Below are 26,602 nucleotides of genomic sequence, written 5' to 3'. Positions count from 1 at the left end.
TCGCTAGCCGGTTATGAAATCGTGGCGGGATCACCGCCGCGTCCAGAGGGAAAGAGGAGTAGAGAGTTATGACTTGGAACAAGCAGACCTTGATCAAAATGCTGATGACGGCCGTGAGCGGGGCAGCTGTTGTCGGCGCATCGCTTCCGGCCAGGGCGGCTGAGCCCATCACCTTGCACGCCTTGATGGAGGACGTGCCGGAAACCAAGATCATTGAAGCGCTGTTGCCCGAATTCGAGAAGCAGACCGGCATCAAGGTCGAGTTTGAGAAGATCGGCTATCCTGACATGCACGACAAGCTGGTGTCGCAGCTGACCGCGCCGCAGAGCTACTACAATGTGCTCGAGGTCGACTTCCTGTGGGCCGGCGAATTTCCGGCGGCCGGCTGGCTGGCCGACCTGAAACCCTTCGTCGAGAAATCCAAATACGATCTGAGCCCCTTCATTCCCTCGACGCTTGACCTGCTCGGCCGAACCAAGGACCAGCTGTTCCTGGTGCCCATGTACAACTACTCGATGGGCCTCCTCTACCGGAAGGACCTGGTCGGCGACGAGAAGCTCAAGGCCGCCTACAAGACGGCAACCGGCAAGGAGCTCGCTTTGCCGACGACGCTCGAAGATTATGTGGCAATTTCCAAATTCATGAAGGCCAATGCCGGTGTCGCCGGGGCCGCGATGCAGGGCCAGCGCGGCGATCCCAACAGCATGGAATTCTCCAACTACCTGTTCTCCGCCGGCGGCAGCTATCTCAATACCGACGGCAAGGCGAGCCTCGACACGGCAGAGGCCAAGAAGGCGCTCGATCTCTATGTCGACAATATCCAGCACGGCGCCCAGCAAGGTGCCGTATCGGCGACGCTCGACGACACCATGCGCCTGATGTGCAGCGGTTCCGCCTTCAGCATGGTCACCTATTGGTGGATGCTGCCGCAGATGGACGATGCCGTGAAGTGTCCGACGGTCGCCGGCAAGGTCGGCCTGTCGGTGATGCCGGGCGGCCATGGCGAGAGCGGCGGTTGGGGCTGGGGCATTCCCAAGAACACGTCGCCGGAAGAGCAGGAAGCCGCCTGGACCTTCATCCAGTGGGTGCAGAGCAAGGATGTTTCGGTGAAGCGCGCGCTCGAGGGCCACGCGCCCGTGCGCAGCGATGTCTATGCCGATGCGGCGGTGCTGGCGAAATATCCCTTCTACAAGACCGCCCAGGATGTGGTGGCGACCGGCAAGTCGTTCCCGATCTTCACCTATTCGGCGCAATACGAGGATCTGCTCGGTACCCAGCTTTCGCTGGCGGCTGGCGGCCAGGCGACATCGGACGCGGCGCTGAAGGCAGCTTCCGACGGCCTGCAGGGGCTCCTCGACAAATAGCGGTCCGGCTCGGCAAGGAGACCCGGCGCGGCGGTGTCAGCCGCGCCGGATCTTCCAGACCCCGGATCTTGACGAGATCAGCAACGCCACCCCGACCAAGGCTCGGCCACGATGCACAATGCGATCAAAAAAGGATGGGCTGCCCGTGGCCGCGAGTGGCGGACCGGCTGGGCCTTCGCCTTGCCCGGCCTGCTGCTGCTGGCGATCGTGATGGGCTTTCCCCTGGCTTATGCCTGCATCCTCTCGATCTCCTCGATGACCTTGATCAAGCCGCAGTTCCTGCCGCTTGTCGGGTTCAAGAATTTCGCTTCGATGATCGGCGATGAGCTGTTCTGGAACGCGCTCTGGCTCACCGTGCGCTATTCGGCGGTGACGGTGGTCGGTGAATTCGTGATTGGGCTCGGCATCGCCCTGATGCTCAACCGGACGGTCCGGATGAAGCCGGTCTATTTCGCGGTTCTGACCATTCCCATGGCGATGTCGCCGATCAGCGTCGCCCTGATCTGGCGCATGCTGCTCCAGCCCAATCTCGGCATCGCCAATCATCTGATGGAAACGTTCGGCCTGCCGCGCCTCGACTGGCTGGGCACGCCAGGCATGGCGCTCTGGACGATGGCGGCGATCGACATCTGGCAGCAAATGTCCTTCGTCGTGCTGATCCTCGCCGCGGGGCTCGCCGCTTTGCCGCGCGATCCCTATGAGGCGGCTGAAGTGGACGGCGCGCGCGGCTGGCAGCAATTCCTCTACATCACGCTTCCGATGCTTCGGCCGGTCGCGGCGATCACCATCATCATCCAGCTGATCAACGAATTCCGGACCTACGATCTGCCCTATGTCCTGACCAAGGGCGGGCCGGGCAACGCGACCGAAGTGCTGAGCTTCTTTGCCTATCGCCGTGCCTTTCTCGGCCTTTCGCTCAACGAAGGCGCGGCAGCCGCGTTCGTGCTGCTGCTGATCGTGCTTCTGCTCACCGTGATCTTCTTCGCCGTCCTGGAACGCTCGCAATCGGGAGAGGGCCGGAAGTAGGGCTGTTAAGCCTTGAGCAATCTATGCGGTCTATCCTGGTTTGCAGATTGTCGAGGGAACATGAAACGCAAGCCGCTCCTGCTTTTCGCCTTTCCGTTTCTCATTCTGGCGGTCCTGGCAGGGGAGCGCATGGCGACCTTGTTGCTGGGCATCTATCCAGCCAGCCCCACCGCATGGTGGCTATGGCTTGAACTGCGCCCCTTGTCGACGGTGCTTTGGCAGCAGGTGGATGTCTGGCTGGGCGGTTCCATGGCGTTCGAAGCCGCTATCCTTGCCGCCGCATCGATCGTCTGCTGGATGGCGTGCCACGCCAAGCGGTCGGCTTTCTTCTTCCTCGCCAACCATATCGCCCTGATTTTCGCCGGGCTGATGATCGCGGTCGGCAGCCATTCGGAAACGGCGAGCACGATTGCCGAATTCACGTCGCCCAAGGGTCTTCCCTATTCGCTGGCCGTCGACTTCACCTTGAAGAACAGCCTGGTGCTGCTTTTGGGCTTCGTGGCCTGTGCCTACTGCCACATCGCCTTTCTCACCGAGGCGCGGGAGCGGTCCGTCCGGGCCATCCGCATCCTGGCGCTGCAGCGCGATCTCTAGATCATTCGCCACTTACACCTTGCACGATCCGGGCTCTGCTGGGTCTAGTTGATCCGGCGGTAATAGACCTTGCCGTCGGGCTGCTGGATGCGCTGGTAATTGGAGCTGGGAGCAGGGGGCGACGCCGATGCGATTCTCCTCCTGGGTGCGGGCGCTTCGATGACGCCGGGTTCGCTCGCGCTCTCGCCGTCGAGGGCTTCGGGCGCTTGCGCCAGCGTGCTGGTAGCGATCTCGGAGGGTTCTTGCGCACCCGGCATGGCCTCGCCGCCGGCGACCGGTACATTCTGCCCAAGCCGGGCAATGCTGGCATCGATCTCGTTGAAGCTGCCTTGCAACTGGCTGTCCAGTTTCTCGAACCGGCTCTGAAAACCGTTGTTGACCGTGTCGAGCCGGGCCGCGATCCGCTGCTCGAACGCGCCGAGCTGCTCCAGCCGCGCCTCGACGAAACGCAGGTCGCTCATGCCCCGATAGAGATAGACCGCGGCCGCCATGTTGACCGCGGTGATCAGAAGCGCGCCACCGGCGACGATGACGGCGATCGTCTTTGCCTTGCTGGGTTTCCCGGTGGCAGCCGGTTCGCGCTGTTCCTGGTTTCCGATATCGATCGCCGGCATGTCCGGTTCGCTGATCATCGTCATTGGACCACCACCTTTGCGCCGACCGCGACGCGTTTGAAAAGATCGATCACATCCGTGTTGGTGAGGCGAAAACAGCCCGATGTCCCGTCGAAGCCGACACCCGACGGGTCGTTGGTGCCGTGTATGCGGTAGAGCGTGTCGCGCCCGTCCCGCGACAGGTAGAGCGCCCTTGCGCCGAGCGGGTTGTAGGGGCCGGCGGGCACCATTTTCGGCAGCTCCGGCTGGCGCGCGCGCATTTCCTGCGGCGGGCGCCACTCCGGCCATTCGGTCTTCGCCCCCACCTTGACGATGCCGGTCCAGCCGAACCCGTCGCGCCCGACGCTGATCTGGTAGCGCAGCGCCTGGCCCTGGCGGGTCACCAGGTAAAGCGCCTTCTCGTCCTTGCGGATGATGATCGTTCCCGGCTGCTCGGCGGTTCTAAAGGTAACGGCCTTGCGCAGGCTGGGTCCCATCGCCGGCAGCGGCGGCCGCTCCGAAAGTGCTGATCGCGCCTCGGCGAAGCCGTGGACGGACAGCGCCAGCGCCATGCCGAGCACGCAGGCGCCGGCGAGCTTTGGGGCGATCCGGTATCTATCGGGCAGCGTCATCGAGCCGCTCTTTGAACATCCGCTTCAGATCCTTGTTGAAGCGCGCCCGCCCATCCACTTCCGATGGCGGGATGGCCCTGTTCAGCGCATCGGTCAGAAGCGCATTGTCCAGCGCGACCGACTTGATGTGCGGCGCCTTGAAGATCTTTTCGAGCTCGCTGCGTGAAAAATGGTTCCCGAACCATTTGCGCTTGTGCTTGTTGGCGACCAGCGTGATGCTGACCGCATTGCCGCGCAGCTCGCGGATCTTCTTGTAGAGCCGCTTGCCCTGCCGCAGCGACGCGACATTGAGTTCGAACACGATGAAGATCTCGTCGCTCGTCGACAGCACGGAATTGTGCCAGGGCGTTTCCAGATTGGGCAGGTCGATGACGATGTCGTCGAAGCGGTAGGCGACGAGGTCGAGCAGCCGGAAGACGAAATCGCTGCCATGCGGCTCGAACGGCAGTTGCGGCCGCTCGAATGCGTAGAGGGTGAGGCCGGACGGGCGCGACAGCTTGATGACGTCCATCAGCTCGACATCGAGCCGCTCCGGCTGGCCGATGATGCCGGCAAGGTCGAACTGGTTGAACAGATTGAGATAGGCGCCGCAATTGGCGCTCTGGAAATCCAGGTCGACGAGGCAGGTGGACGCAGCGCGCTCAGCTGATTTCGACGCCAGGAATTCGGCAGCCGACAGCGCCAGCGTCGTGGCGCCGGCGCCGCCGCTGGCGCTGATGAAGGTGATGATCCGGCTCTTGGTTCCCTGGTTGCCGGTGTCGTGGAAGGTCACCGCGTTGAGCAGTTCCTTGCCGTCGAGCGGCTTGTGCAGCCAGTCCGAGGCGTTCATGCGCACCAAAACGCGCGTCTGCTCCGAGCTCAGCTCGTCGGAAACCGCGATCAGCGGCACGCTGGCCCACAGCGCGCGCGCCTCGACGATGCCGGGCCTGCCGAGCAGCTCGCCATTGCCGAGATCGAGGATGACGATGCCCGGGCGTGTGTCCGCCGGCGGTCCTTTCAGAAAATCGCTCGTCTCGGAAACCCTGACGTCATAGATCGCCAGCGCATCGAGCCGCGTCGCCACATCGCGCTTGAAATTCGGATCCGACGAAAACAGCGCCACCTGCTTGCGCTTGGTCGGCGTAACCTTGGTGTTGATGGCGTTCATGGCGCGGTACTCTTCATGTCTTCGCCCGTGACCGTGCTCAGCATGGAGGGCATGGCGATGTTGTTGAAACCGAGCAGTCCACTCAGGAAGAAGAACTGGAAGCTCATGTTTTGAAGGCTCACGGTTATCGTCGGCACCGACCCGCTCGCGCGGGTTTGGTATCCAAGCCCAGTTGCCGTGTATTTGATGATGATGTTGGAGGGTTGGAGCCGCGAAAAGAAATGGCACATGCCTGGCCGTTGCCCTGCTGCGAGAGCTGGACAGGTGCCGACACCGACCGCATCACCGCGAAAGACGCGATTGAAGTTCGCTGGAGTGAAGGTTCCGGCTACACACCCCGAACCGACGCAAGTACATGCGCTGGTGGCGCCATTACACGTATAATCGTAGTTGCCCACGGGAACCGGGTTGCCTGGTATTGTCGCGACTCCGGCGCCAGTGATCTGGGGTGCAACTGGTGTCGAGATGGAGGCCATGCGCGCGCCTATTTCCACGGCCTTCGCCGCAGCATTCCATTGATACCATGCGTAGCCGAAATCAACGAAGCCAAGAGTGAGCACCAGCAGCAGGACCATGCTTATGGTGGCCTCAACCATCACGGCCCCGGCTTCATCAATTCTGAAACGGGCTAGGGTACGCATCTCACCACCCTATGTACCGTTCTTCGTGAGCAGCAGAAAAGGTGATCGGTCCCAGACCGAGATAATTGAGCAAAGACGCTCCAGTATATGTGAAGGAGGTGGAGAGCCGAACCACTCGGACATTTAATGAAGAGCTACTGTAGTTCTGCAGGCCGGTGCTCACGTCGGTGGTCACCGGTATGACAAGGTAGTTGGGATCGACCGCAACTGCAGTCGGTAGCCAACCAGTGACGCGGCTGGCGATGCCGCAATTGCCGCCGCAATTGTAGGTTCCAGTTGCGGCGATATTTGCGGCGTAGGTGGCACAGTCCAGCGATGGGTTGAATGTCTGGTTGCAGCGTGCTGCATAGCGAGCGCCGTCATTGAGGCCGGTTTCGATCAGCAGTTTTTGGTGAAAAAGATTGCCGAATTCGAACACGCCCGCCGAAAGGCTGATCATCAACGGCGTAATCAGCGTCATCTCAACGAGAACCGCGCCTCGCTCCTCAAGACCAAACCTGCGCAGAATTGAGCTTAACCCCGCCAGCATCACATCACCTGTAAAGCTGCACTTCGTTTCGCACCAGCGATGACAGGGTGCCGCGGCCGCGGACGCCGTTGATATCCACGATCTCCGCCATGACTGCGCCACCCGTGACCGCCTGGGTCAGAAATACGCTTGCGAAGCCCATAGCGGGTACAGCGCCGCTCTGACCATTGAGTTGGCTTACGACGGCCTGAGAGCTGCAATCCACAATGGCCGCCTGGAACAGCCGGCGGTCGATCCCGCCGGTCGTCGGTGCACAGGCGGGAGTGCCAATTTCTCCTCCAACGGACTGGGTGCCGACAAGACCGTTCTCAATCTCATATTTGTAGAGATCGTACCGAGATGGTGGGTTGGCATTGCTGTACGCATTGCCGTTAGCATCTCTGAAGCCAGCCAGGCCAGCTGTAAGCTTGTTCACGCTGACATAGCCATCATAATCCCAGCTTCCGTTGCCGATCTGGCCGCTGAACGCCAAATCCGGCGTCAGCCCGCGGAATTTCGTGGTGTCCGCCTGGAGGGTGCCGGTGCAGGCATCTGTCATCTTGTATCCCTTGCGTACGTTCGGTGCTGGCGGCCACCGGCTGTCGCCCTTGGACGGGAAACCTCCGCCGTTTTTGTATATGTCGAAGCGGGTGTTGAATGCGTCCGTGACCTTGTTGCTCAAAGTGCCAGTCTGAGTGTAGATCAACCTGGAATTGACACACTCGGGCACGCGCCCGATGGCAATGTCTGTCGCTAGATCGGTCTCTCCGTATCCATGGCCGTCGCTTGGCCGCAGGAAACCAATATTGCCCGGACCCCAAGAGTTGCTGCCCGCGATGAGCTTTAGGCTCTTTCTCAGAAGGCTGGCCGAAGTCGCGACCTGATTGAGATCCTGCCCCGGAAAGGGGTTGCAAATGAACGCGGGGATCATCTGACAAACCGTGGCGCCGGCGTTGCCGGCGACAGCCGTCGATCCGATGTTCATGCTATTGCTGGCGGCGTTTCCAGTCAGAAACGAGGCGGGAAATGTTGCAGCGAAGCCAACAGGCTTGACCCTAACTTCGACGAAGCGAGCAACCGCCGGATCCGTCGTCACGTTGGCATTGGCGATAGGGTCGCTGTCGTTGGTAGGCAGGCTGCTGAGATAGCGCACGCTAATGCCGCTGGTCGTCGTCGACGTTGTCGAAGTCAACGTCTGCTGGCCGACTTGGTTGGAGAAGCGGTATTTGTTGTGAACAAGGTTCAGGATGGCGCGATTCGCGCGGAGGATGGCGTCCGTTCGCCCGTCGAGTTCCGCCGCTCCGGCAAGTGCGAACGCGTCGGCCCCTTTCTGGAGATCATTGTGGAGGCTGTAGGCGCGGGTCATGTCTACCACGAGCAGCGCAAAACCGATGATTGCGGGCAGCATGACGCTGACGAGGATCAGCGCTATGCCGCGTTGATCGTTCCAGAAGGCACGAATGGTCCCCAACATGACCTTACTCTCTGCTTTCCTGCGCCAGAGCCCCTCGCATGCCCGGCGCCCTCCGCATCCTTCCGTTCAGTTCACTGCGTCGTCGCGCCCGACCCACCCACGTTGACCGTGATAGCCGGCGGCGGTGGCGGTGGCGGTGGATATTTGTAGGCCTGGGCAACGGCTGCCGCGCGTGTGCCGTCACCTTCGATATGTGTGTTCCTGGAAGCCGGGTTGAGCGGGTCAACCGTCTGCAGCATCGAATTGAACTTCTGCGTGTCGCCGGCGGCCAGGGTCACCGAATCATAGTGGTTCAGATAGTCCGCGGCGCAGCCCGACAGCGCGCCGGCGCACAGAATGAGGATCAAGGCGCTATTTCTTGACATAGAGCATCTTGTCCTTCGATTTGAAGTCGAGCATGTGGCCATAAGGGCCGGTGACGCCTTCGCCCAATTCATATTTGCGGACCATGTCCTTGGTCACTTCCAGCTGGCCGAGCACGAAGAATTCCGGATCGTTGGCAGGCCGCGTCTTGTCGAACGGTGTCGCCAACTGTTCGCCGGGCTTCACCGGCCGCACGATATGCGGCGTGACGATGACGACCAGCTCGGTTTCTTCTTTCTGGTTGCTCGAATTGCGGAACAGCGTGCCGATAACCGGCACCTGGCCAAGCCACGGCACCTGGTTCTGCTGCTTGATGGTCTTGCTGGACAGCAGGCCGCCGACGGCGAAGCTCTGGCCGTCGCGCAATTCGACGACGGTTGTCAGCTTACGGTTGGTGAAGATCGGATCGCCGGCGGTGGTGAAGCCGGTCAGGTCGCTGACCTCCGGCGCCAGCCTGATGTGGATCTTGTCGTCGGCGAGCACGACCGGCGTGAAAAGTAGGTTGACGCCGAATTGCTTGAACTCGATCTGGACTTCGCCATTCTTGTCAACGCTGCGGATAGGCACTTCGCCGCCGGCGTTAAAGCTTGCCGGCTCGCCTGAAAGCGTGGTCAGGTTGGGCTCTGCCAATGTGCGAACCACGCCCTTGGCCTCGAGTGCCTCAATGATCAGATCGACCTTGATATTGCTGTCGATCACGCGGGTGATAAGGGCCGCGAACGGGTTGGTGTTCGATAGAAGGCCGCTGAGCAGACCGCCCGGTCCGAGCACAATATTGTCTTCGTCAACGGCAGCAACACCGGTACCCGTACGGGTTGTGCCATTGCCGTTGGTGCTCTTGATAGACACGCCGACATCGCGGCCGGCGTTGCGCTTGGCTTCCAGCACGCGCACTTCCAGATTGACCTGCTGGCTGTCGTCTACGATGACCGAGTTGATGACAGCGTCGGGGCCATATTGCTGTGCGACTTCCAGGATCGACGCCAGCGTGGCGCCGTCCTTGACATGGCCGCCAAGCCTGACCTTGCCGTTGACCGAGCCGATTTCGATGCGCGACTTCGGCGCCACCTGGCGGATCGCCTGAGCCATGTCGCTGACATCGACGCCGACCTCGATCTGGAGGGCGCCGAGAGAGCGCTTGTCCGTCGAAAACAGATTGACCGTGGTGGTGCCGGCGCCCTTGCCGATGACGTAGAGCGTGCGATCGGTCATCGGCTGGGCATCGGCGATCTTCTCGTCGCCGACGACGATGTCACCCAGATTGGCACTCACCTGGATCGTCACCGATTGCGACATCGGCAGGAAAACACGATGGACGGCAGGGGTCGACACGTCGATGAAACGGTCGGCCGCATTGGCCGCCAGGCTCGACAGCAACAGCGCCGCCAGACACGACAACGCGGCCGTCGCTATCCCTAACCAAGAACCTCGCATCCCCGTCTCCCCACTCGCTGCCGGTGGCAGCATCCGTTTCGCCGCGCTTAGCTATTGTTGTCGCGGCACGTCATATGTCTCGAGCTTCACGCCGCGAAAAACACCGACCGTCGCCCGCGCCGGCGGCTCAGGCTGCATGTATTTGACCACTTCCTTGACGACTTCCTTCGTCTCGGGTGCCGCGACAGGAACCGGCTTAGCCCGGCCCAGTTCGTCGAGACGGTTTCCCACTTTTTCCACGGCCTGGGTCAACCCGGCAATCTTGTCTTCGGCGCGCTTGCGCTCGGCTGCTGCCTCCGCTTCCGCTGCTGCCTTCTTGTCCAGCTCCGCCTGCCTGGCGGCGACGTCTTCCGGCGTATCACCGGTCAGGTCGGAAAGTGTAATACGTTCGGTCGTCTCGCCCTGGCTGGCGGCGGCCTGGCGCAGCGCCAGGGACAATTGTCCGGCGCCGGCCGCCAGCGTCAGCTTCTGCGCATCCCTGGTGCTGGCTTCGAGCGTCACTGCCTTGACCACGGTTGGACTGTCCTTGCTTTCGTCGGCGACCTGGTCGACGGCAAGCACCTTCATGCTCTGCAGCAACACGTCGACGAAGCTTCTGTCCGCGCCGTCGCTGTCGCGCACGGTGCGCGTCAAAAGCACATCGACACGGTCCCCCGGGAACACAAAACCGGCAACGCCGAGCACATCATTCACCCTGATGGAAACGGCTTTCATGCCCTCGCCGAGCACGGCCGAAAGCGTGGCGCGCTGGCCGGGGCCAGTGATCTTGGAGGCGAGTATGGGCTCGTTGGCGCTGATCGACTGCAATGCCTGTCTGGGGGCGTCGCCGGCCAAGGCTTCCTTCGTCGTCTTGAAGGCGCCAATCGGCGTGGCGCCAGCCGGCCAGGCGACCTCGCGCAATTTGTCCGATGTCAGCGCGTCGCCGAATTTGAGGGCTACAGAGGCCACCACGACGGTGTCGCGCGGCACATCTTCCGTCCGGGCCATGGCGCTGCGCTGGTTGGCGAGCCAGATGTTGGCAAGCACGACAGCCAGTACGCCGAACACGCCGGCGAGAACGATCATGATGACGGTGTTGGCGCGCATAAGAAGTCTATCCGATCAAATCCGATCGCTCCGCGACCGGTCCTGCCCTAGTTGCTGGAGAGAGGCCCAAACTCTCTGGCCTAGGCCTCTCCCTGAGCTTTGGCTAAGCAATCACGGCCCCGGCGCCGGTGCCGGCGCTGCCGGCAGAGCTGGCACAGTTGCCAACGCGGCAGTAAGGCCAGTCCATCTGCCACTGACCCACGTACCGACAACGATCACCGAAGCGATGACCGCAACCGTGATGATGCCGAGCAGTACTGTGTATTCGACCATGGCAGCGCCGTTTTCATCGTCGCGGAACTGCCGGGTCATCGTCATGAGCTTCTTCATGTCAATTTCTCCCTTTGGAGTTTCAACCCGACGAGACAGAGCAAGAGATGAAATCCATACCCAAGCATCCCCCGTCATCTCGATCCTAGGTCCCGAGAAAATGCAGAGTCAAACGACATTAAGGGTTCCTTAACTTTCATATACGTGATTCGGTAAGAAGATAGCAAAGCCAAATCTTATCAAGGGATTGATTCCTTTCATTTTTCGATCGCCCTTAACCATTCGTTCACAATTCAGCCGCTCATGTGGCGAAATCATGGAAGCATTAGCTAGAATGCATATTCCTTTATATCTAAGGACTTAAGCGGCAGTTTTGCTCGTTTCTGCGGCGCGGTCGGATGAGTCCGAGATCCCCGGATAAATTGGGAGAACCCCGCATACCCTCTGCATCAAATAAACAAGGGATTTGCAGGCTTTGATCTTAACTATGCTGAAAGTAATGGCTGTGCGTCGGGCATCCGGGCGCTTGTGCGCTCGTTGGTTAACGTTTAGTTTCCGCTAATGCGTGTCCGAGGGGAGTATAAGCAATTATGCTGGGGCGGTTCATCAAGGGGCCAAGCGAACAGCAGGCAGCGTCAAAGACCGAGCAGCTGGCGGTGCAGCCTGTTGCTCCGGCTCTTTCATCAGCCGCTGATATTGAATCGCATGGCAATGATTTTCTGACGATCAAGGTCGAACTTCATCGTCACCTTATCGATCGATTCAATCTGACTGCCCTTGAAAATGCCTCCAAGGATGAGATCCTGAACGAGATCCGCCCGATCGTGCGCGAATTCGTTCGTGGCCGCGGCGTGCCGCTGAACGCTCGTGAACTCGACCAGTTGACCGGCGACACGGCAGACGAGATGCTCGGTCTTGGCCCGATCGAACCTCTGCTGAAGGACGATTCGATTTCGGACATCCTGATCAATACCCACAAGCGGGTCTTCATCGAGCGACGCGGCATGATCGAAGAGACGGCAATCCGTTTCCGCGACGAGGCGCATCTGCTGCGTATCGTCAACAAGATCGTCGCAGCCATTGGCCGGCGCGTCGATGAGTCGGTGCCGATGGTAGATGCACGACTGGAAGACGGCTCTCGCGTCAACATCGCCGTGCGGCCGGTCTCGGTCGATGGCCCGCTGGTATCGATCCGCAAATTCTCGAAGAATCCCTATTCGCTCGACCGTTTGATGGCGTTCAATTCGATCCGGCCACCGATGATCGACCTGCTGCGCATCGCTGTCCAGGCACGCAAATCGATCCTGGTTTCGGGTGGCACCGGCAGCGGCAAGACCACCTTGCTCAATGCACTGTCGAGTCACATCCCGTCCAAGGAGCGACTGATTACCATCGAGGATGCGGCCGAACTGCAATTGCAGCAGCCGCATGTCGGCCGGCTGGAGACACGCCCACCCAATGTCGAGGGCAAGGGCGAGGTTCGCCAGCGCGAACTGCTCAAGAACGCCCTGCGCATGCGGCCGGACCGCATCATCGTCGGCGAGGTTCGCGGCGAGGAAGCCTTCGACATGCTGCAGGCGATGAACACCGGCCATGAGGGCTCGATGACCACCATCCACGCCAACACGCCACGCGACGCGATCTCGCGGCTCGAACAGATGGTCGGCATGGCCGGTATGCCGATGAGCCATGATTCCATCCGGGCGCAGATCGCGTCGGCGATCGACATCATCGTGCAGACGCAGCGCCTGTCAGACGGCGGCAGGCGCGTGACGTCCATTTCGGAAATCACGGGCATGGAGGGCAATGTCGTTCAGATGCAGGAGATCTACCATTTCGTCCGGCGCGACGTGACCGCTGACGGCACCATTGTCGGCGAGTTCCGCGCCACAGGTGTGCGGCCGCGTTTTGCCCAGGAGGCCGCAACGCTGGGCCACCATTTCGCCAAGGACGCCTTCAATCCGCAGGTTGCGCTCTGATGCTGACCGGCCAGACGCTCCTCTATTTCATCTATGTGCTGGCGGCAGCGTCGGTGATTCTTGCTGCCGAATCCTTTTACCTGTCCTTTGCGGGTCGGCGGGCGCGGGCGGGGGCGATAAATCGCCGCTTGCAACGGCTGGGTGAGGAGGCGCCAGCAGAACAAAGCCTCCAAAGACTGTTGCAGGAGCGTGGGCTGACGGCAACGGGCGACTTCGCCTTTGGTGCGGTTCGGCTCAACAGGCTCTATACCCAATCCGGAATTACAGGCAATCCACTGACCTTCGCGGCAGTATTCATCTTCGCCGGGGCCGCACTGGCACTGGTGCTGAATATGATCCTGGGGTTTTCGGCTCTTGCCGCGACCATCACCTTCGTTTTTGTCAGCTTCATCCTCCCGCTTCTCGTCTTACGGCGCGCGCGAAACAAGCGAATCCTGAAATTCGCCGCCCAGCTTCCCGATGCACTCGACATGATCGTGCGCTCATTGCGCGCCGGACACCCGACCACTGTGGCGATCGGATTGGTCGCGCGCGAAATGCCTGATCCACTCGGCACCGAATTCGGCATCGTATCCGACGAAATAACTTTTGGACTTAGCCTCGAACAGGCGGTTCGAAAACTATCGGAGAGAGTTGGCTTCGAAGGCCTTCATCTTCTATCGGTGTCGCTCTCCATTCAGGCCAAGACAGGCGGCAATCTTACCGGCATCCTATCGAACTTGTCCTCCGTATTGCGAGAGCGGCGTAAGCTGCGGCTGAAGATCAAGGCACTTTCGGCTGAAGGCCGCATGTCAGCCTGGATCATCTCGCTCTTTCCGATCTTCATGTTCGGCATCTTGATGCTCATCGCGCCAAGCTATTACGGCGATGTCTGGGACAGTCCGATACTCATGCCGGTGTTTGTGATCTTCGGAGGCTGGGCGCTGGTGGGCGACTTCATCATGTACCGGATGGTCACTTTCGATTTTTGACGAGCGAGACAAACCTTGTTTGCAAACCTTCAAAATCTAGGCCTGTTGTTGTCCATCGCCATCTTCCTGGCGGGGGCGGCGCTATTCCTGCTGATTGCCTTCACCTTCATACCTGTCGTCCAGACGCGACGGCTCGTGGCCCGTAGCCTTTTGTCCGAGGGGATTGCCGATCGTCGCTCGCTCTACGCCCAGCAGGAGATCAACAGGATTTCGGCGCAACGGCCGGTTGATGCCTATTTTCGCGCTCTGGAGAAGGAACGCGGCGAACCGAATGCGCTGGAGGCAAAGTTGTTTCGGGCCGGTTTTTACAAATCCAGCGCCCCGATAATTTATACGCTATGCCGCCTAGCGGCAGTATGTATCGGGTTTCTCGTCATCTATGCATTGTTGTCACGTGTGCTGCCGGGCTTGTTCGCATTTATGGGCGCGGCCTTGATCGGGCTTGGTTGCATTGTCATTCCCAGTATCGCGCTCGACCGATTCGAGAATCGGCAAAAGCAGACCTATCGTCGCGGTTTTCCCGACTTCATGGACATGATGATCACGTGCGCCGATGCCGGCATGAGCTTGGAGGCGGCGGTCGAGCGCGTCGGCACCGAACTGGCCGGCACCCACAAATGGCTCGGCATCCAGCTTGCAATCATGAACTTGCAGTTGCGCGCGGGTAAGCCGTTACGGGAAGCGTTGCGCGAACTGTCGGATCGCATCGGGCTGGACGAAGCGCGAGCCCTGGCCGTGCTGTTTCGACAATCAGAGGAACTCGGCACCAGCCTGACGGATGCCCTGCGCGTCTATAGCGATGAAATGCGCAGCCAGCGGATTTTGCGCGCTGAGGAGCGCGGCAACGCGCTTCCGGTGAAGATGATGATTCCGCTGGGCCTGTGCATCTTTCCGGTCGTCATGATGGTTGTGATGCTGCCTGTGGTCATTCGCATGAAGGGCATTTTCTACTAGTTAGGTATATGTTTTAGTCCTAATATGAGTCGGGGACCCTAGGGGACACATTGATGAAGAGGGTTATCGCGGCCGCGGCCTGTCTGTTCATGGCGGTGCTTGCCGGCTGCCAGACGGCGGATACAACCGACGGGATCGTTCGCACGAACGAGCCGTCGAAGGGCGACGTGACGTCTTTTGGCGATGCTTTCGACGGGCTGAAAACGGTCAGCGACGTCGAATACTATGCCTCGGACCAGGCTGTCGCCGAAGCCAAGGACCAGTTCCGTGCCGAAAATTACGGCAATGCCGGCGCACTGTTCTTCAAAGCGACGCAACTGGCCCCTAATGATGGCAACGCCTGGATGGGGCTGGCCGCCTGCACCGACCGGATCCACCGCTTCGACCTGTCCGACCGGGCCTATGCCTGGGCCTTCAAGCTGGGCGGCGCGACGCCCGAATATTACAACAATGTCGGCTATTCCTACCTGCTGCGCGGCAAGCTGCAGGATGCCCGCTCGAACTTCCTCAAGGCTTACGAGCTGGCGCCCAACGACCCGACCGTCGCCAACAATCTGAAGCTTTTGTCGTCCAGCGTGCAGAACGTCGAGCGCTAGCATGTTGCTCGTCGAAGCCCTGCTGCTGAAGGCGCTCGCCATCCCTTTGCTGGCAAGGATTGCGTGGGTCGATTTCACCGCCCAGAAGATTTCCAATCGTGACGTGCTGCTGCTGCTCTGCCTGGGTGCGGGGGGCTTGCTGTTGCTGTCGCTCCAATCCGGGTCGTGGTGGGACATGGGGCTGAGCGCCCTTGCCGGGCTTCTCCTGTTTGTCGCACTCTTCCCATTCTGGGCCTTGCGCAAGATCGGCGCCGGCGATGTCAAGCTGATGGCGGTCATGCCGTTCCTGATCGGGGGCAGCAGTCTCGTCCTGTTTTCCATGTTGTTGCTGGTCTTTGCCCTGATCACGGTGATGGTGGTGAAAACCCCGTTCATGCTGCCTGAGGGGGCGTTCCGGCTCTACGTCCAGCATATGGATCGCAAAGGCGTCGTACCGTTCGGGGTGCCGATCTCGATGGCCGCGATCTGTACGCTGGCGTTCCTGATCTACAAGAATTTGGTGTTGGCGAGCAGTTCTGGTTGATGGGTTCCTTCGGAGCCTTCGCAGGCGCATAGGTTGAGGGAGTATTAAACGAAAAACCCGCCTGTGCGGCGGGGTCGCTGGCGCAAATCAGCACCATGGGCAAAAATGTACCATAGCTGAGGGCAGGGAGTCAAGAAAAAATTCCTATCAGGTTGATGGCTAGATAAACAATCACAGGGAGAAGGCAGCATGGCACTTCACCTTTCGGCGGATGCTCCGGTCTCGGTCGCGGCGCCTCCACAGAAATACCTGTTTGGTCCGTTCATCGATTTTTTCATGCTCGGCGGGAGCGCGTTCCTGATCCTGCCGGTCCTGTATTTCGTGCCGCTCAAATATGAGGGCGTCGTGGCGCTGGCGGCGTTCTTGCTGTCGCATCTCATCAACCAGCCGCACTTTGCCCATTCCTACCAGATTTTCTATCGCAATTTCGCACGCAAGGTGCGCGGCGACGGATACGACAGGAATCTCCAGATCCGCTACATCATTGCGGGGGTTGCCGTTCCGCTGATCATGCTCGCTTTCTTCGCCTATGGCTCGGTAACCGGCAACGCCCGCCTGCTGGGATATGCCACCAACGCGATGGGCTTTTTCGTCGGCTGGCACTACGTCAAGCAAGGCTATGGCATGCTGATGGTGGACGCGGTGCTGAAGCGCAAATTCTTCAGCGACCAGGACAAGAAAGTGCTGCTGTTCAACGGTTATGCCGTGTGGCTGTTCGCCTGGCTCCAGACAAACGTGGTGATCACCGAAAGGCAGTACTGGGGCCTGGACTACTACACATTCGCTGTCCCGCCCTGGCTCCTCAACATCGCGCTCGCGGTCGCCGCTGCCTCCTCGGCGGCCACCGCCGTGATGTTCGTCAATCGCTGGCGCAAACATGGCGGCGCGCTGCCGTATAACGGCGTCGTCGCTTACGTCGTGTCGCTCTATGCCTGGATTCTGTTCGTGGCTCTAAATCCGCTTTGGCTGCTCGTGGTGCCGGCGCTCCATTCGTTGCAGTATTTGGCAGTCGTCTGGCGTTACCAGACCAATGTCGAGCGCGACCGCGTGGATGCCGTCAAGGATCCGGAATTCAGGGTGCTGTCCATTCTTGGGCCGATGTACAGGCTGCGGGTGCTGATATTCATCGTCGCCGGCACAATTCTCGGTGCTCTCGGTTTCTGGCTCGTGCCGATGGCGCTGAGTGCCCTGGTTCCCTACGACAAACAGGTGCTCGGCTCGTCGCTTTTCCTCTTCATCGCGTGGATATTCATCAACGTGCACCATTACTTCCTGGACAATGTGATGTGGCGTCGCGGCAACCCGGAAGTCTCGAAATATCTGTTCCGCTAACCCTCAGTCCGTTGGATGTTCAGTCCCGCAGCAGATCGAACATCAGCTTGAAGAAGCGGTCCGCGTCGACCTCATGGGCGATGCGGGCATTGTCCTTTTCACCGCGCTCGCCCCAGTAGTCGGCGATGGTCGCGCCGAAGGCGTAGGTGCCGGACAGATCGACGCCGATATGGGCAGGGCGCGTGCGCACCAATGTCGGGTCGATGGCCAGCGCCAGCGCCAGCGGATCGTGCATGGCGCCGCCGACGCCCATCGAGTTGCGGTGCAGCTTCTCGTAGAACAGCAGCCAGTCGTTGACGAGCCGGCCGAGCGGCGTGTCGATGGTGGCGAGTTCGGCATATTGCGGCGCCTCGATCAGCACCTGCATGGTGACGTCGAGGCCGACCATCAGGATCGGCACGCCGCTGTCCAGCACGATCTTCAGCGCTTCGGGATCGCAGAACGCGTTGAATTCGGTCGGCGTGATGATCTCGCTCTTGCGGTAGAACACGCCGCCCATCCAGATCAGTTCCTTGATCTTGGGCAGCACGTCGCGATGCTTGAGGATCATCAGGCCGATATTGCTGAGCGGGCCGGTGGCAACGACCAGGATCGGTTCGGGCGCGGCGCGCAGCCTGTCGGCCAGGAAATCGACGGCATGCTGGTCGACCGGCTTGATCGTCGCCTGCGGCAGGTAGGGCGAGCCCTCGAGCCCGCTCGGGCCATCGGCGGTGCCGAGCACCAGCGGGCGCGCCAGCGGACGGTGGCAGCCCTGCGCGACAGGCACGTCGCCGGCGCCGATATACTCCAGGATGCGCAAGGCATTGGCGGTCGTCTTCTCGACCTCCGCATTGCCGCAGGTCGTGGTGACGCCGATGAGTTCGATGGCCGGCGAGCGATGCGCCATGACCAGCGCGATGGCGTCGTCGTGGCCGGGGTCGCAGTCGAACAGGATAGGAGTTGGCTTGGTCATCATGTCGTCTTTCACGCCGCCCGCTCGTAGCGCGCTATGGTTTTCTTGAAGCCGTCGAGGAAACGCCGGCCGTCCAGGCCGGTGCAGATGCGGGTGGTCTTGGGCCCGCCGCCGGGCAGCAATTGCCGGCCGCGATAAGCGACGGTCTGGCCGCGCGCCAGCCTGCCGTCGAGCACGACGTCGGCGAACAGCGGCTCGGTCATCGTCGCCAGGCCGGGATCGAAAGCCAGCGCCACGGTGATCACGTCATCCATCGGGAACCCGACGAGGTCGAAGAATTCGCGCCAGATGTCGATGTAGATCGGGAAGCTGTCGGCGATCATCTCCAGGACGGGATTGTCCCTCGCGACGGCCTGCATGTCGGCGATGTCGTCGCGCGTCAGCATCGAGTCGGCGACGCGGTTGTCCTCGCAGATGTCGAGGGGGACGAGGATCTTCTCGACATCGGCGTTGAGCACGATGCGCGACGCCTCCGGATCGGCCCAGATGTTGTATTCCGACAGGGGTGTGATGTTGCCCGGCGTCTGGAAATTGCCACCGAGCACGATCAGCCGCTTGAGTGCACCGGTCAATCGCGGCTCCTGCAACAGCGCCATCGCCGCGTTGGTCAGCGGGCCGGTCGTCACCAGCGTGATCTCGCCCGGATTGGCCATGACCGTCTCGATGATGAAATCGACCGCATGTCCCGACGTGGCCTGCCGCACCGGCGTCGGCGCCGGCGGGTTGAACTTCTTCAGGCGATCGCCGAAACGGGCGACAAGCCGTTTTTCGAAATGCACCGGCGCCTCCATGTCGGCCTTGGCGTTGCCGACGATCGGCCGCCACGCACCGGCGTGAACCGGGATGTCGTTACGCCCGGCGAGCGTCAGCGTGTTGAGGACGACGTTGGTGACCTGTTCGATCGGGCCGGCCGCACCGGTCACGGTGGTCACGCCCTCAAGCCGGAGCTTGGGATTGACCGCTGCAAACAGCACGGCGAGAATATCGTCGCCGGCTGAATCCACGTCGAGGATTATGCGTTCCATAAAGGCTTCCTTCACTGGGGATTTTTGCCGCCGGGTTCAGTGTTCCTGTCTACCGACAGCAGCTTCCGCATCGATTCCAGCGTCTCCGCGATGATCCTCGGGCGCGCCCGGTAGGACAGCGCGAACAATGCGATCAGCGCGACGACATAGGGGACGGTGAGAACCAGGTAGGACGGATAGCCAAACGTCTGCAGGCGCAACGAAAAGGCATCGGCGAAGCCGAACAGCAGGCAGCCGGCCAGCACCTTCAGCGGATCGCCGTTGGAAAAGATCAGGATCGCCACCGCCATGAAACCACGGCCCGACGACATGTTTTCGGTGAACATGGTGATGTAGCCGAGGGACAGATGCGCGCCGGCGAGGCCCGCCAGCAATCCGCACAGCAGGGATGCGATGTAGCGGACGCGGGTGATCGAGATGCCAAGCGCCTCGGCGGCTTCCGGCTTTTCGCCGACGACGCGGATATAGAGGCCGAGCCGCGTCCGGTTGTAGCAGACGACCAGCAGCGGCACGGCGATGAAGGCGGCATAGACGAGCGGCGTGAAGCCGGAGATCAGCGGCGCCCAGGAGCCGAGAAGGTCGCGGGCGCCGGGCAGCTGGACTTTCGGCAGGCCGACGATGCCGTGACCGACGATCGAACCGCGCGTGCCGAAGATCGCTTTCATCAGCGAGATCGTCATGCCGCCGGCCAGGATGTTGAGCGCCAGCCCGACGACAACTTCATTGGCCTTGAAGCTCACCACCAGGACAGCAAAAACCAGGGCGAAGACGAGCGCCGCCGCAACGCCGCAGGCGACGCCCGCCAGTGCGGAACCGGTCCAGATCGAACCGAGGACGGCGAAGAAGGCGCCGACCAGCATCTGCCCCTCGAGGCCGATGTTGAAGATGCCGGCCTTGGTGGTGAACGAGCCGCCAAGCGCGACCAGAAGGATGGGCGCGGTGGTGCGAAGCGTCGCAGCGATCAGCGCGACGTTGATGAGCTTGTCTAGAATTTCCATCGCCGCTCCCCTGCCTGGCTGTCGCCACGCTTTCTCACCAGCACCTGGGCCGACACGCTGAGGATGATCAGCGCCTGGATCACGGTGATGATTTCGCGCGACGCGCTGGTGTCGACCTCGAGCAGCAGCGATCCGTTGCGCAGGGCGCCGAAGAACAGTGCGGTGAAGATGGTGGCGACCGGCGAGCCATTGGCGAGCAGGGCGGCGATCAGCCCGTCGAAGCCGAAACCGGGAGCAAATCCTTCCATGAAGCGGTGGTGGACGCCGAGCGTCTCGACACCGCCGGCCAGCCCGCCGACGGCCCCCGAAAGCAGCAGGACCAGGAAGCCCTGCCGTTTCACGTTGACGCCGCCATATTCGGCGAATTTCGGCGCCGAGCCGACCATCGTGACGCCGTAACCCCATTTGGTGTAGCGGAAGACAAGGGCCGCGCCGACCGCCAGCACCAGGCCAATGACCAGGCCCCAGTTCAACCGCGAGAAGGCGAAGATCTCCGGCAGATAGGATGTCGCCAGGATCGGCGGCGTCTCCGACCAGCCGCCCGGCCGCTTGAACAGGAAGATGGTGAAATAGGATGTGAGCAGCACCGCCACGTAGTTCGACAGGATCGTCGAGACGACCTCGTTGGTGTTGTAGCGGGCGCGGAAATAGGCGGGGATGGCGACCCAGGCCGCGCCCGCCACGACCGCCAGCGCCAGTGCTGCCAGCGTGTGAATGCCCGCGGGCAGGGGCATGGCAAAGCCGACCCAGGCGGCGGCGAAGCCGCCGAGGAACAGCTGGCCCTCGATGCCGACGTTGAACATGCCGCCGCGCAAGCCGATGCAGGCAGCGACACCGCAGATCAGGATCGGCGTCGTCTGCAGCAAGGTCCCGGCAATCTTCTCCTGATCGCCGAAGGCGCCGCGCAACAGTGTCATGAACACACGCACCGGGCTTTCGCCGACCATGAGGATGATGATCGCGCCCATCAGCAGTGCCACGCCGATGGCGATGACCTGGCCGGAAACGGCATGCAAATGGTCTTTCATGATGCGGTCTCCGCGGCGAATTCCGGCGCGGCCACGCCTGCCATCATCATGCCGATGCGCTCCTCGTCGGCATCATCGCCAGAGACCTCGCCCATGATCCGCCCGTTGAACATTACCAGGATGCGGTCGGCAAGGGCGGCCAGTTCGTCGAGTTGCACGGAAATCAGCAGGATCGCGCGGCCGGCGGCGCGCTGTCGCATGATCTCGTCATGAATGGCCTCCTGGGCGCCGATGTCGACGCCGCGCGTCGGCTGGTCGATCAGCAGGAAATCGGCGCCATTGGTGAATTCGCGTGCCAGAACGACCTTCTGGATGTTTCCGCCCGAAAGCCGCTTGACCGCATCGCCCGGTCCGCGCGCGCGAATATCGAAGCTCTTGATCAGCGTTTCGGCGTTTTGATTTATGGCATTCCAGTTGAGCATGCCGCCACAACTCCATGGTGCGCGATGCTGGCGGCCCATCAGGGTGTTGGCCGCTATCGAAGCGTTGCGATCGACCCCGCGTACCATGCGGTCGCCTGGAACATGGGCGAGGCCTGCCTGGCGGATCGCGGCGGGCGAGAGATCGGTGAGATTCTGGCCCTTCAGCCAGGCCCCGCCATGGCTTGCCGGCCGCAGGCCCGAAAGCACTTCCGCCAGCTCCGTCTGTCCATTGCCGGCCACACCCGCGATCCCCACCACCTCGCCGGAGCGGACCGTGAAACTGGCATCGCGAAGGGCTGGCAGCAGGCGATCGTCGCGCGCCCACAGATCCTTCACTTCGAGCACCACGTCGCCGTGCAGCGAAGCGCGCGGCCGGCGGTCGAAGCTCACTTCGCGGCCGACCATCATGTGCACCAACTCGTCCTTGCTGAGCTCGGCCGTCGGCCTGGTCGCCACCTTCCTGCCGTTGCGCAGCACCGTCACCGTGTCGGACACTTCCATCACTTCTTCCAGGTGGTGCGAAATGAAGATCACCGTCATGCCCTCGGCCACGAAGCTGCGCAGCGTCTGGAACAGTTCACGGCTCTCCTGCGGCGTCAGCACGGCGGTCGGTTCATCGAGGATGATGGTGCGCGCGCCGCGCACCAGGACCTTCAGGATTTCGATGCGCTGTTCTATGCCGACCGAGAGCAGCCCGACGCGCTCGGTCGGATCGACCTGCAGGCCGAAGCGCTTCGACAGGTCGCGCGTTCGCGCCACCTGCGCAGCGTGGTCGATCAGTCCATGGCGACGGATTTCCATGCCGAGAAAGACGTTGTCGGCAACCGAGAGCGAGGGAACCAGCTTGAAATGCTGGTGAACCATGCCGAGGCCGGCCTTTATCGCCATGGACGGATCGGCGATCACGATCTCTTCACCGTTCAGCCGGATCGAGCCTTCGTCCGGCTGCAAGAGGCCGAACAGGATGTTCATCAGCGTCGTCTTGCCGGCACCGTTCTCGCCGATGATGGCGTGGATCTCGCCGCGGCGGACCGCAAGGTCGATGCCGTCATTGGCGACGAATGCGCCAAAACGCTTGGTGATGCCGGTCAACTTGACGGCCATCGCGGCATTGCTGTGGAGGGTCGGCGACCCCGGCGTGTTCGACAACATGGCTCTCGCAGATTGGACACTGATCCGCCGCGGCAAGCCGCGGCGGATCAGTCTAGCGCTTTCTTGGGAGGGAGGCGCTGATGTTGGCTTATTTCGCCTTGGCGATCACGATCTTGCCGTCGACGATGCTCTTTTTGATCTCGTCGAGCTTGGCGGTCATCTCTGCCGGGATCTTGGCGGCGATGTCATCGCAGACCTTGACCTCGACACCGCCCGAGGCGAGGTCGAAAGTGCGGGTGCCGGCGGTGATCTTGCGGCCCTCGACCTCGTCCTTGATCAGCGTATAGACGGCGATGTCGCCGCGCTTCAGCATGCTGGCGAGCACATTTCCGGGGGCCGAGCCGCACATGTCGATGTCGACGCCGATCGAATATTTGTCGACCGCGGCACTTGCCTGCATCACGCCTTCACCCGTCGGGCCGGCGACGTTGTAGACAATGTCGGAGCCTTGGCCGTAAAGCGCCTGGGCAAGTTCGCTTCCCTTGGCCGGGTCGTCGAAGGTTCCGGCGAAGACGGAGTTCACCTTGACGTCGGGCGCGGCATATTTGGCGCCTTGCTCGTAGCCGCCCAGGAAGTTGCGGATCACCGGGATATCGCGGCCGCCGACAAAGCCGATGGCCTTGCCGTCGCCGATCTTGTCGAAGGCGGTGCCCTTGGCTTCGATCATGCCGGCAAGCGCGCCGGCGACGAAGGATCCCTGCTCCTCGGCGAAATTGGCGTAGATCATCTTGGGGTTGTCGAGGACGCCATCGATGAACACGAAGCGTTGGTCAGGATATTCGGCGCTGACCTTTTGCAGCGAGTCCACCAGCTCCCAGCCCATCACGAAGATCAGGTCGTACTGTTTGCCCTTGGCAAGATTCTCGAACTGCTGCTGGTAGTCGAGCGCGCGATTGCCGGTGTCGACCAGCTTGAGATCGATGCCGAAATCGGTCTTGGCCTTGTTGAGGCCGTTGACGATCGAAACGCCAAAACCCTGTGCAAAGTATCCCGAGATGGCGGCCACGGAAACCTTGGCCTGTGCGGCGGCCGGTCCGAACGAAATGGCAAGCATCGTGCCGGCCAGGAATAAACTCTTGAGCGCCCTTTTCATGTCATTCCCCTTCAGCTTTTTTCAGCTTTTGAAGCCACGCTTTGACCATCCCCCACACATCGCCGGGACAACGGCGAGTTCGTTGATGGTCATATGAGTTTAGGAGCGGCTTAACAGGCTGTCAATCGTCATCCGATGCAGTTTTCTTGGCCCTTCGCCCGCTTGCCCGACGTCTGTGCTTGACAAATGTCGATAGGCATAATTGTTGATACTCTAACGAGTTTTATGAACGACGGGATGAAGGAAGAGAACAATGCCGGCTGTGGTGGTCAGGAAATTTCTGGTTCAGATCGAAGAGATATTCCATGAGGGCGGACCCCACGCGGCACGCCCGCTCAAGCGAGGCGCGATCGTCGCGGTCATCGCCAACCCTTTTGCCGGACGCTATGTCGAAGAGATCACCGGCTTCATGGAAGACCTGAAGCCGCTCGGTCTCGATATGGCTCGGCGCCTGATCGACGCCATTGGTGAGGGCGGCCAGGCCATCGAAGGTTATGGCAAGGGTGCCATAGTCGGCGCCGCCGGCGAGCTTGAACATGGCGCGCTCTGGCACAATCCGGGCGGCTACGCGATGCGCGAACTGCTCGGCAATGCCAAGGCGATCGTGCCTTCGACCAAGAAAGTCGGCGGCCCCGGAACGCGCATCGACATCCCGATCACGCACATAAACGCCTCCTATGTGCGCAGCCATTTCGATGCGATCGAGATCGGCATTGCCGATGCGCCGCGCAGCGACGAAATGGCGGTCATCCTGGCGATGACCACCGGCGGACGCGTCCATGCACGGGTCGGCGGCCTTGCCGCCGCCGACATCAAGGGCGAGGACGGATTGCGATGAGCCCGGAAATCCGCCGTATCATCACCATCGTCGAGGAAACCCGGATCGAAGGCGGGCGGCCTGTCGATCCGCCGACGCGGCGTGCCGCAGCCATTGCGGTCATCCGCAACCCCTATGCGGGTACCTACGTCGAGGATCTGTCGGCACTCAGCGCCATCGGCGAAGCGTTGGGCGAAATCTTGCCCAGGCGCGCCGTCGCTGCTCTGGGCATTGCCGGCGACCGGGTCGAGAGCTTCGGCAAGGCGGCCGCCGTCGGCGCCGATGGCGAGCTCGAACATGCCGCCGCCATCCTTCATCCAAAGCTCGGCGCCCCGTTCCGCGACGTGCTGGGCAAGGGCGCCGCGCTCATTCCTTCATCGAAGAAGCGCGGCGGCCTCGGCGTGCCGCTCGATATTCCGCTCGGTCACAAGGATGCGGCGCGGGTGCGCAGCCATTTCGACGGTATGGAAGTTCGTATTCCCGACGCACCGCGTGCCGACGAGATCGTCGTCGCTATCGCCGTCACCGATTCCGGCAGACCGCACCCGCGCGTCGGCGGACTGACCAAAGACAAGGTCGTCGGCAAGGACGGCGTCAGCTAGGATAACCGACATTCAGGCGATGCCGGCCTGCAAACGTTGATTTCCTGCGCTTCCCGTGCTCGCGTACCCGAAAGTACGCTGCGCTCCGGTTCTGAGAAATAAAGATATTTGCGACACACAAAAAAGTCGAAGAAATAGAACCGGAGTTCAGTTTCCAGCCGTCGGATGAGTTCTGTTTGGCGTCCGAAATGATGCAACTCGACGAGGGCGTTCTTAGCCGGTTTCGACTATGAACATCCGTGCCTCTTGGGCTTCCCGACGCTCGGCCTTGATCGGCGCGTATCTCTCGGAATTGTAGAACGCCAGCGCTTGGGCGAGGGTTGCAAATTCAAATACGCCGGCCATCGGGAGCGGCGCGTCCTCGCCCTCAAGAACCTGCGCAACAGGGCCGAAATGTAAGATGCGCCCGCCGGCCTCTTGCAGAGCCGCTTGAAAGCGCGGAGCGACAGCCGCCTGTTTGGCGGCGTCGATGATGCGCAGATTGATATGCACGTACGCTGGCATGGAATTCTCCTAATAATGCATATACACTATTATCCGAGGATGAAATTGTCTAGAGGGCGGACGTGAGCGGTTTTGATCCGGAAACGTTGAAAGGCGTCGCGGCGGAGTGTCCGGGCTTTCAGGCTCGTGCGACGGCGCGTGCGGTCACGCGCTATTACAACGCCTGCTTCAAACCGCTCGGGCTGACGGCCGAGCAGTTCAGCCTCCTCGTGGGCATCGGAGCGGTTGAGGGAACGACACTCGTCGATCTTGCGAACAGCGCGGGAGTCGACCCGACGACCCTGAGCCGAAATCTTCAGAACTTGGAAGGGCAACTTTTGGTTCATTCAAAGGGCGGACGCGGCCGCTTGGGAAAGCAGATTGGCCTAACGATATCTGGGCGCAAGCTTGTCGTCGATGCGCTCCCGTTGTGGAACTTGGCTAAAGCGGAACTGTCCAGTCGCTTGGGCAAAGAAAAACTGCGTTCCGCTAGCAAGCTGATGGCCGAGCTGGCCGAGGCAGCAAAAACTTCGCGCATATAAC

The 26,602-nt window shown here is 61.3% G+C and carries 29 protein-coding genes; 12 read left to right on the top strand and 17 right to left on the bottom strand.

The genetic code is table 11. From position 1 onward, the window contains the following. Positions 1 to 68 precede the first annotated feature (68 nt). The 3 genes from M729_RS0116740 to M729_RS0116730 all read left to right on the top strand — a co-directional run bounded on the left by M729_RS0116740 (position 69) and on the right by M729_RS0116730 (position 2,984). Positions 69 to 1,364 carry a sugar ABC transporter substrate-binding protein gene (locus M729_RS0116740; protein WP_084652661.1) on the top strand — a complete coding sequence of 432 codons (1,296 nt, stop codon included), beginning with the start codon at positions 69 to 71 and terminating at the stop codon, positions 1,362 to 1,364. A 111-nt stretch (positions 1,365 to 1,475) separates the two neighbouring features. After that, a complete protein-coding gene (locus M729_RS0116735; protein WP_024502266.1) occupies positions 1,476 to 2,390 on the top strand; it encodes a sugar ABC transporter permease in 915 nt (304 codons plus the stop codon). Positions 2,391 to 2,450: 60 nt separating this feature from the next. Continuing rightward, positions 2,451 to 2,984 carry a hypothetical protein gene (locus M729_RS0116730; protein ID WP_027162258.1) on the top strand — a complete coding sequence of 178 codons (534 nt, stop codon included), beginning with the start codon at positions 2,451 to 2,453 and terminating at the stop codon, positions 2,982 to 2,984. Between the two features lie 44 nt (positions 2,985 to 3,028). Here the strand turns inward: M729_RS0116730 and M729_RS0116725 are convergent, their stop codons facing one another. The 10 genes from M729_RS0116725 to M729_RS01000000135285 form a co-directional block, all read right to left on the bottom strand. Further along, entirely contained in the window at positions 3,029 to 3,598 is a 570-nt protein-coding gene (locus M729_RS0116725; protein ID WP_245267591.1) for a hypothetical protein, read from the bottom strand. Between the two features lie 20 nt (positions 3,599 to 3,618). After that, the gene (locus M729_RS0116720; protein ID WP_013530276.1) at positions 3,619 to 4,209 is read right to left on the bottom strand and encodes a L,D-transpeptidase family protein; all 591 of its coding nucleotides are present in this window, start codon (positions 4,207 to 4,209) and stop codon (positions 3,619 to 3,621) included. After that, the gene (locus M729_RS0116715; protein WP_024502270.1) at positions 4,193 to 5,356 is read right to left on the bottom strand and encodes an AAA family ATPase; all 1,164 of its coding nucleotides are present in this window, start codon (positions 5,354 to 5,356) and stop codon (positions 4,193 to 4,195) included. The genes M729_RS0116720 and M729_RS0116715 overlap by 17 nt, the downstream gene beginning before the upstream one ends. After that, the gene (locus M729_RS0116710; RefSeq protein WP_027162256.1) at positions 5,353 to 5,997 is read right to left on the bottom strand and encodes a TadE/TadG family type IV pilus assembly protein; all 645 of its coding nucleotides are present in this window, start codon (positions 5,995 to 5,997) and stop codon (positions 5,353 to 5,355) included. The genes M729_RS0116715 and M729_RS0116710 overlap by 4 nt, the downstream gene beginning before the upstream one ends. 1 nt (position 5,998) lies before the next feature. Further along, complete coding sequence (locus tag M729_RS0116705) at positions 5,999 to 6,526, bottom strand: TadE/TadG family type IV pilus assembly protein (protein ID WP_032808679.1); 528 nt, start codon at positions 6,524 to 6,526, stop codon at positions 5,999 to 6,001. 4 nt (positions 6,527 to 6,530) lie between these two features. Beyond that, positions 6,531 to 7,979, bottom strand: coding sequence for a pilus assembly protein TadG-related protein (locus M729_RS0116700; RefSeq protein WP_027162254.1), 1,449 nt, complete (start codon positions 7,977 to 7,979; stop codon positions 6,531 to 6,533). Between the two features lie 71 nt (positions 7,980 to 8,050). Then, complete coding sequence (locus M729_RS0116695) at positions 8,051 to 8,344, bottom strand: hypothetical protein (RefSeq protein WP_027162253.1); 294 nt, start codon at positions 8,342 to 8,344, stop codon at positions 8,051 to 8,053. Further along, a complete protein-coding gene (locus tag M729_RS0116690) occupies positions 8,331 to 9,776 on the bottom strand; it encodes a type II and III secretion system protein family protein (RefSeq protein ID WP_027162252.1) in 1,446 nt (481 codons plus the stop codon). Before M729_RS0116690 ends, M729_RS0116695 begins: the two co-directional genes overlap by 14 nt. 51 nt (positions 9,777 to 9,827) lie before the next feature. Further along, positions 9,828 to 10,862 carry a Flp pilus assembly protein CpaB gene (gene cpaB, locus M729_RS0116685; protein ID WP_027162251.1) on the bottom strand — a complete coding sequence of 345 codons (1,035 nt, stop codon included), beginning with the start codon at positions 10,860 to 10,862 and terminating at the stop codon, positions 9,828 to 9,830. A 111-nt stretch (positions 10,863 to 10,973) separates the two neighbouring features. Beyond that, positions 10,974 to 11,192, bottom strand: coding sequence for a Flp family type IVb pilin (locus M729_RS01000000135285; RefSeq protein ID WP_050596273.1), 219 nt, complete (start codon positions 11,190 to 11,192; stop codon positions 10,974 to 10,976). A 530-nt stretch (positions 11,193 to 11,722) separates the two neighbouring features. On the opposite strand from M729_RS01000000135285, the gene M729_RS0116675 reads away from it, so the two are divergent. The 6 genes from M729_RS0116675 to M729_RS0116650 all read left to right on the top strand — a co-directional run bounded on the left by M729_RS0116675 (position 11,723) and on the right by M729_RS0116650 (position 17,487). After that, entirely contained in the window at positions 11,723 to 13,111 is a 1,389-nt protein-coding gene (locus tag M729_RS0116675; protein WP_027162250.1) for a CpaF family protein, read from the top strand. Beyond that, positions 13,111 to 14,082, top strand: a complete 972-nt coding sequence (locus M729_RS0116670; protein WP_027162249.1) for a type II secretion system F family protein — start codon at positions 13,111 to 13,113, stop codon at positions 14,080 to 14,082. The genes M729_RS0116675 and M729_RS0116670 overlap by 1 nt, the downstream gene beginning before the upstream one ends. 15 nt (positions 14,083 to 14,097) lie before the next feature. Next, positions 14,098 to 15,036 carry a type II secretion system F family protein gene (locus tag M729_RS0116665; RefSeq protein WP_027162248.1) on the top strand — a complete coding sequence of 313 codons (939 nt, stop codon included), beginning with the start codon at positions 14,098 to 14,100 and terminating at the stop codon, positions 15,034 to 15,036. A gap of 53 nt (positions 15,037 to 15,089) precedes the next feature. Further along, complete coding sequence (locus M729_RS0116660) at positions 15,090 to 15,632, top strand: tetratricopeptide repeat protein (protein WP_027162247.1); 543 nt, start codon at positions 15,090 to 15,092, stop codon at positions 15,630 to 15,632. Between the two features lies 1 nt (position 15,633). Further along, positions 15,634 to 16,155: a prepilin peptidase gene (locus tag M729_RS0116655; protein WP_024502282.1), complete on the top strand. Its 522-nt coding sequence runs from the start codon at positions 15,634 to 15,636 to the stop codon at positions 16,153 to 16,155. Between the two features lie 189 nt (positions 16,156 to 16,344). Beyond that, positions 16,345 to 17,487 (top strand): hypothetical protein, encoded by a 1,143-nt coding sequence (locus M729_RS0116650; protein WP_027162246.1) that lies wholly within the window; start codon positions 16,345 to 16,347, stop codon positions 17,485 to 17,487. 19 nt (positions 17,488 to 17,506) lie between these two features. On the opposite strand, the gene M729_RS0116645 is transcribed toward M729_RS0116650, so the two are convergent. The 6 genes from M729_RS0116645 to M729_RS0116620 all read right to left on the bottom strand — a co-directional run bounded on the left by M729_RS0116645 (position 17,507) and on the right by M729_RS0116620 (position 24,157). Next, positions 17,507 to 18,454, bottom strand: coding sequence for a nucleoside hydrolase (locus M729_RS0116645; protein WP_024502284.1), 948 nt, complete (start codon positions 18,452 to 18,454; stop codon positions 17,507 to 17,509). Beyond that, complete coding sequence (locus tag M729_RS0116640; protein WP_024502285.1) at positions 18,451 to 19,464, bottom strand: nucleoside hydrolase; 1,014 nt, start codon at positions 19,462 to 19,464, stop codon at positions 18,451 to 18,453. Before M729_RS0116640 ends, M729_RS0116645 begins: the two co-directional genes overlap by 4 nt. A gap of 11 nt (positions 19,465 to 19,475) precedes the next feature. Beyond that, positions 19,476 to 20,462, bottom strand: coding sequence for an ABC transporter permease (locus tag M729_RS0116635; RefSeq protein WP_013530293.1), 987 nt, complete (start codon positions 20,460 to 20,462; stop codon positions 19,476 to 19,478). After that, positions 20,450 to 21,490 (bottom strand): ABC transporter permease, encoded by a 1,041-nt coding sequence (locus M729_RS0116630; protein WP_027162245.1) that lies wholly within the window; start codon positions 21,488 to 21,490, stop codon positions 20,450 to 20,452. Before M729_RS0116630 ends, M729_RS0116635 begins: the two co-directional genes overlap by 13 nt. Beyond that, positions 21,487 to 23,064: an ABC transporter ATP-binding protein gene (locus tag M729_RS0116625; RefSeq protein WP_027162244.1), complete on the bottom strand. Its 1,578-nt coding sequence runs from the start codon at positions 23,062 to 23,064 to the stop codon at positions 21,487 to 21,489. Before M729_RS0116625 ends, M729_RS0116630 begins: the two co-directional genes overlap by 4 nt. 88 nt (positions 23,065 to 23,152) lie before the next feature. Continuing rightward, positions 23,153 to 24,157, bottom strand: a complete 1,005-nt coding sequence (locus tag M729_RS0116620; RefSeq protein WP_027162243.1) for a BMP family ABC transporter substrate-binding protein — start codon at positions 24,155 to 24,157, stop codon at positions 23,153 to 23,155. A 253-nt stretch (positions 24,158 to 24,410) separates the two neighbouring features. On the opposite strand from M729_RS0116620, the gene M729_RS0116615 reads away from it, so the two are divergent. Together M729_RS0116615 and M729_RS0116610 are read left to right on the top strand one after the other, a co-directional pair. Further along, positions 24,411 to 24,995: an amino acid synthesis family protein gene (locus M729_RS0116615; protein WP_013530297.1), complete on the top strand. Its 585-nt coding sequence runs from the start codon at positions 24,411 to 24,413 to the stop codon at positions 24,993 to 24,995. Continuing rightward, a complete protein-coding gene (locus tag M729_RS0116610; protein ID WP_027162242.1) occupies positions 24,992 to 25,576 on the top strand; it encodes an amino acid synthesis family protein in 585 nt (194 codons plus the stop codon). The genes M729_RS0116615 and M729_RS0116610 overlap by 4 nt, the downstream gene beginning before the upstream one ends. A gap of 213 nt (positions 25,577 to 25,789) precedes the next feature. Here M729_RS0116610 and M729_RS0116605 read toward each other — a convergent pair whose 3' ends face one another. After that, positions 25,790 to 26,068 (bottom strand): DUF1330 domain-containing protein, encoded by a 279-nt coding sequence (locus M729_RS0116605; protein WP_198032104.1) that lies wholly within the window; start codon positions 26,066 to 26,068, stop codon positions 25,790 to 25,792. A gap of 74 nt (positions 26,069 to 26,142) precedes the next feature. Here M729_RS0116605 and M729_RS0116600 point away from each other — a divergent pair, with 74 nt between their 5' ends. Then, complete coding sequence (locus M729_RS0116600; RefSeq protein ID WP_027162241.1) at positions 26,143 to 26,601, top strand: MarR family winged helix-turn-helix transcriptional regulator; 459 nt, start codon at positions 26,143 to 26,145, stop codon at positions 26,599 to 26,601. Position 26,602: the final 1 nt, after the last annotated feature.

Origin of the sequence: Mesorhizobium sp. WSM1293, from assembly GCF_000513875.1 — a bacterium.
GTDB lineage: Bacteria > Pseudomonadota > Alphaproteobacteria > Rhizobiales > Rhizobiaceae > Mesorhizobium > Mesorhizobium ciceri.
Note: the sequence above shows the minus strand (reverse complement) of the source record. Positions and strands in the feature narration are given on the sequence as shown.

Coding starts and splice junctions, on each gene's coding strand:
- M729_RS0116660 (WP_027162247.1), top strand. CDS start 15,090: ATGAAGAGGGTTATCGCGGCCGCGGCCTGTCTGTTCATGGCGGTGCTT.
- M729_RS0116635 (WP_013530293.1), bottom strand. CDS start 20,462: ATGGAAATTCTAGACAAGCTCATCAACGTCGCGCTGATCGCTGCGACG.
- M729_RS0116675 (WP_027162250.1), top strand. CDS start 11,723: ATGCTGGGGCGGTTCATCAAGGGGCCAAGCGAACAGCAGGCAGCGTCA.
- M729_RS0116690 (WP_027162252.1), bottom strand. CDS start 9,776: ATGCGAGGTTCTTGGTTAGGGATAGCGACGGCCGCGTTGTCGTGTCTG.
- M729_RS0116710 (WP_027162256.1), bottom strand. CDS start 5,997: ATGCGTACCCTAGCCCGTTTCAGAATTGATGAAGCCGGGGCCGTGATG.
- M729_RS0116625 (WP_027162244.1), bottom strand. CDS start 23,064: ATGTTGTCGAACACGCCGGGGTCGCCGACCCTCCACAGCAATGCCGCG.
- M729_RS0116735 (WP_024502266.1), top strand. CDS start 1,476: ATGCACAATGCGATCAAAAAAGGATGGGCTGCCCGTGGCCGCGAGTGG.
- cpaB (WP_027162251.1), bottom strand. CDS start 10,862: ATGCGCGCCAACACCGTCATCATGATCGTTCTCGCCGGCGTGTTCGGC.
- M729_RS0116740 (WP_084652661.1), top strand. CDS start 69: ATGACTTGGAACAAGCAGACCTTGATCAAAATGCTGATGACGGCCGTG.
- M729_RS0116640 (WP_024502285.1), bottom strand. CDS start 19,464: ATGGAACGCATAATCCTCGACGTGGATTCAGCCGGCGACGATATTCTC.
- M729_RS0116700 (WP_027162254.1), bottom strand. CDS start 7,979: ATGTTGGGGACCATTCGTGCCTTCTGGAACGATCAACGCGGCATAGCG.
- M729_RS01000000135285 (WP_050596273.1), bottom strand. CDS start 11,192: ATGAAGAAGCTCATGACGATGACCCGGCAGTTCCGCGACGATGAAAAC.
- M729_RS0116630 (WP_027162245.1), bottom strand. CDS start 21,490: ATGAAAGACCATTTGCATGCCGTTTCCGGCCAGGTCATCGCCATCGGC.
- M729_RS0116615 (WP_013530297.1), top strand. CDS start 24,411: ATGCCGGCTGTGGTGGTCAGGAAATTTCTGGTTCAGATCGAAGAGATA.
- M729_RS0116610 (WP_027162242.1), top strand. CDS start 24,992: ATGAGCCCGGAAATCCGCCGTATCATCACCATCGTCGAGGAAACCCGG.
- M729_RS0116655 (WP_024502282.1), top strand. CDS start 15,634: ATGTTGCTCGTCGAAGCCCTGCTGCTGAAGGCGCTCGCCATCCCTTTG.
- M729_RS0116730 (WP_027162258.1), top strand. CDS start 2,451: ATGAAACGCAAGCCGCTCCTGCTTTTCGCCTTTCCGTTTCTCATTCTG.
- M729_RS0116670 (WP_027162249.1), top strand. CDS start 13,111: ATGCTGACCGGCCAGACGCTCCTCTATTTCATCTATGTGCTGGCGGCA.
- M729_RS0116725 (WP_245267591.1), bottom strand. CDS start 3,598: ATGCCGGCGATCGATATCGGAAACCAGGAACAGCGCGAACCGGCTGCC.
- M729_RS0116695 (WP_027162253.1), bottom strand. CDS start 8,344: ATGTCAAGAAATAGCGCCTTGATCCTCATTCTGTGCGCCGGCGCGCTG.
- M729_RS0116705 (WP_032808679.1), bottom strand. CDS start 6,526: ATGCTGGCGGGGTTAAGCTCAATTCTGCGCAGGTTTGGTCTTGAGGAG.
- M729_RS0116715 (WP_024502270.1), bottom strand. CDS start 5,356: ATGAACGCCATCAACACCAAGGTTACGCCGACCAAGCGCAAGCAGGTG.
- M729_RS0116650 (WP_027162246.1), top strand. CDS start 16,345: ATGGCACTTCACCTTTCGGCGGATGCTCCGGTCTCGGTCGCGGCGCCT.
- M729_RS0116720 (WP_013530276.1), bottom strand. CDS start 4,209: ATGACGCTGCCCGATAGATACCGGATCGCCCCAAAGCTCGCCGGCGCC.
- M729_RS0116620 (WP_027162243.1), bottom strand. CDS start 24,157: ATGAAAAGGGCGCTCAAGAGTTTATTCCTGGCCGGCACGATGCTTGCC.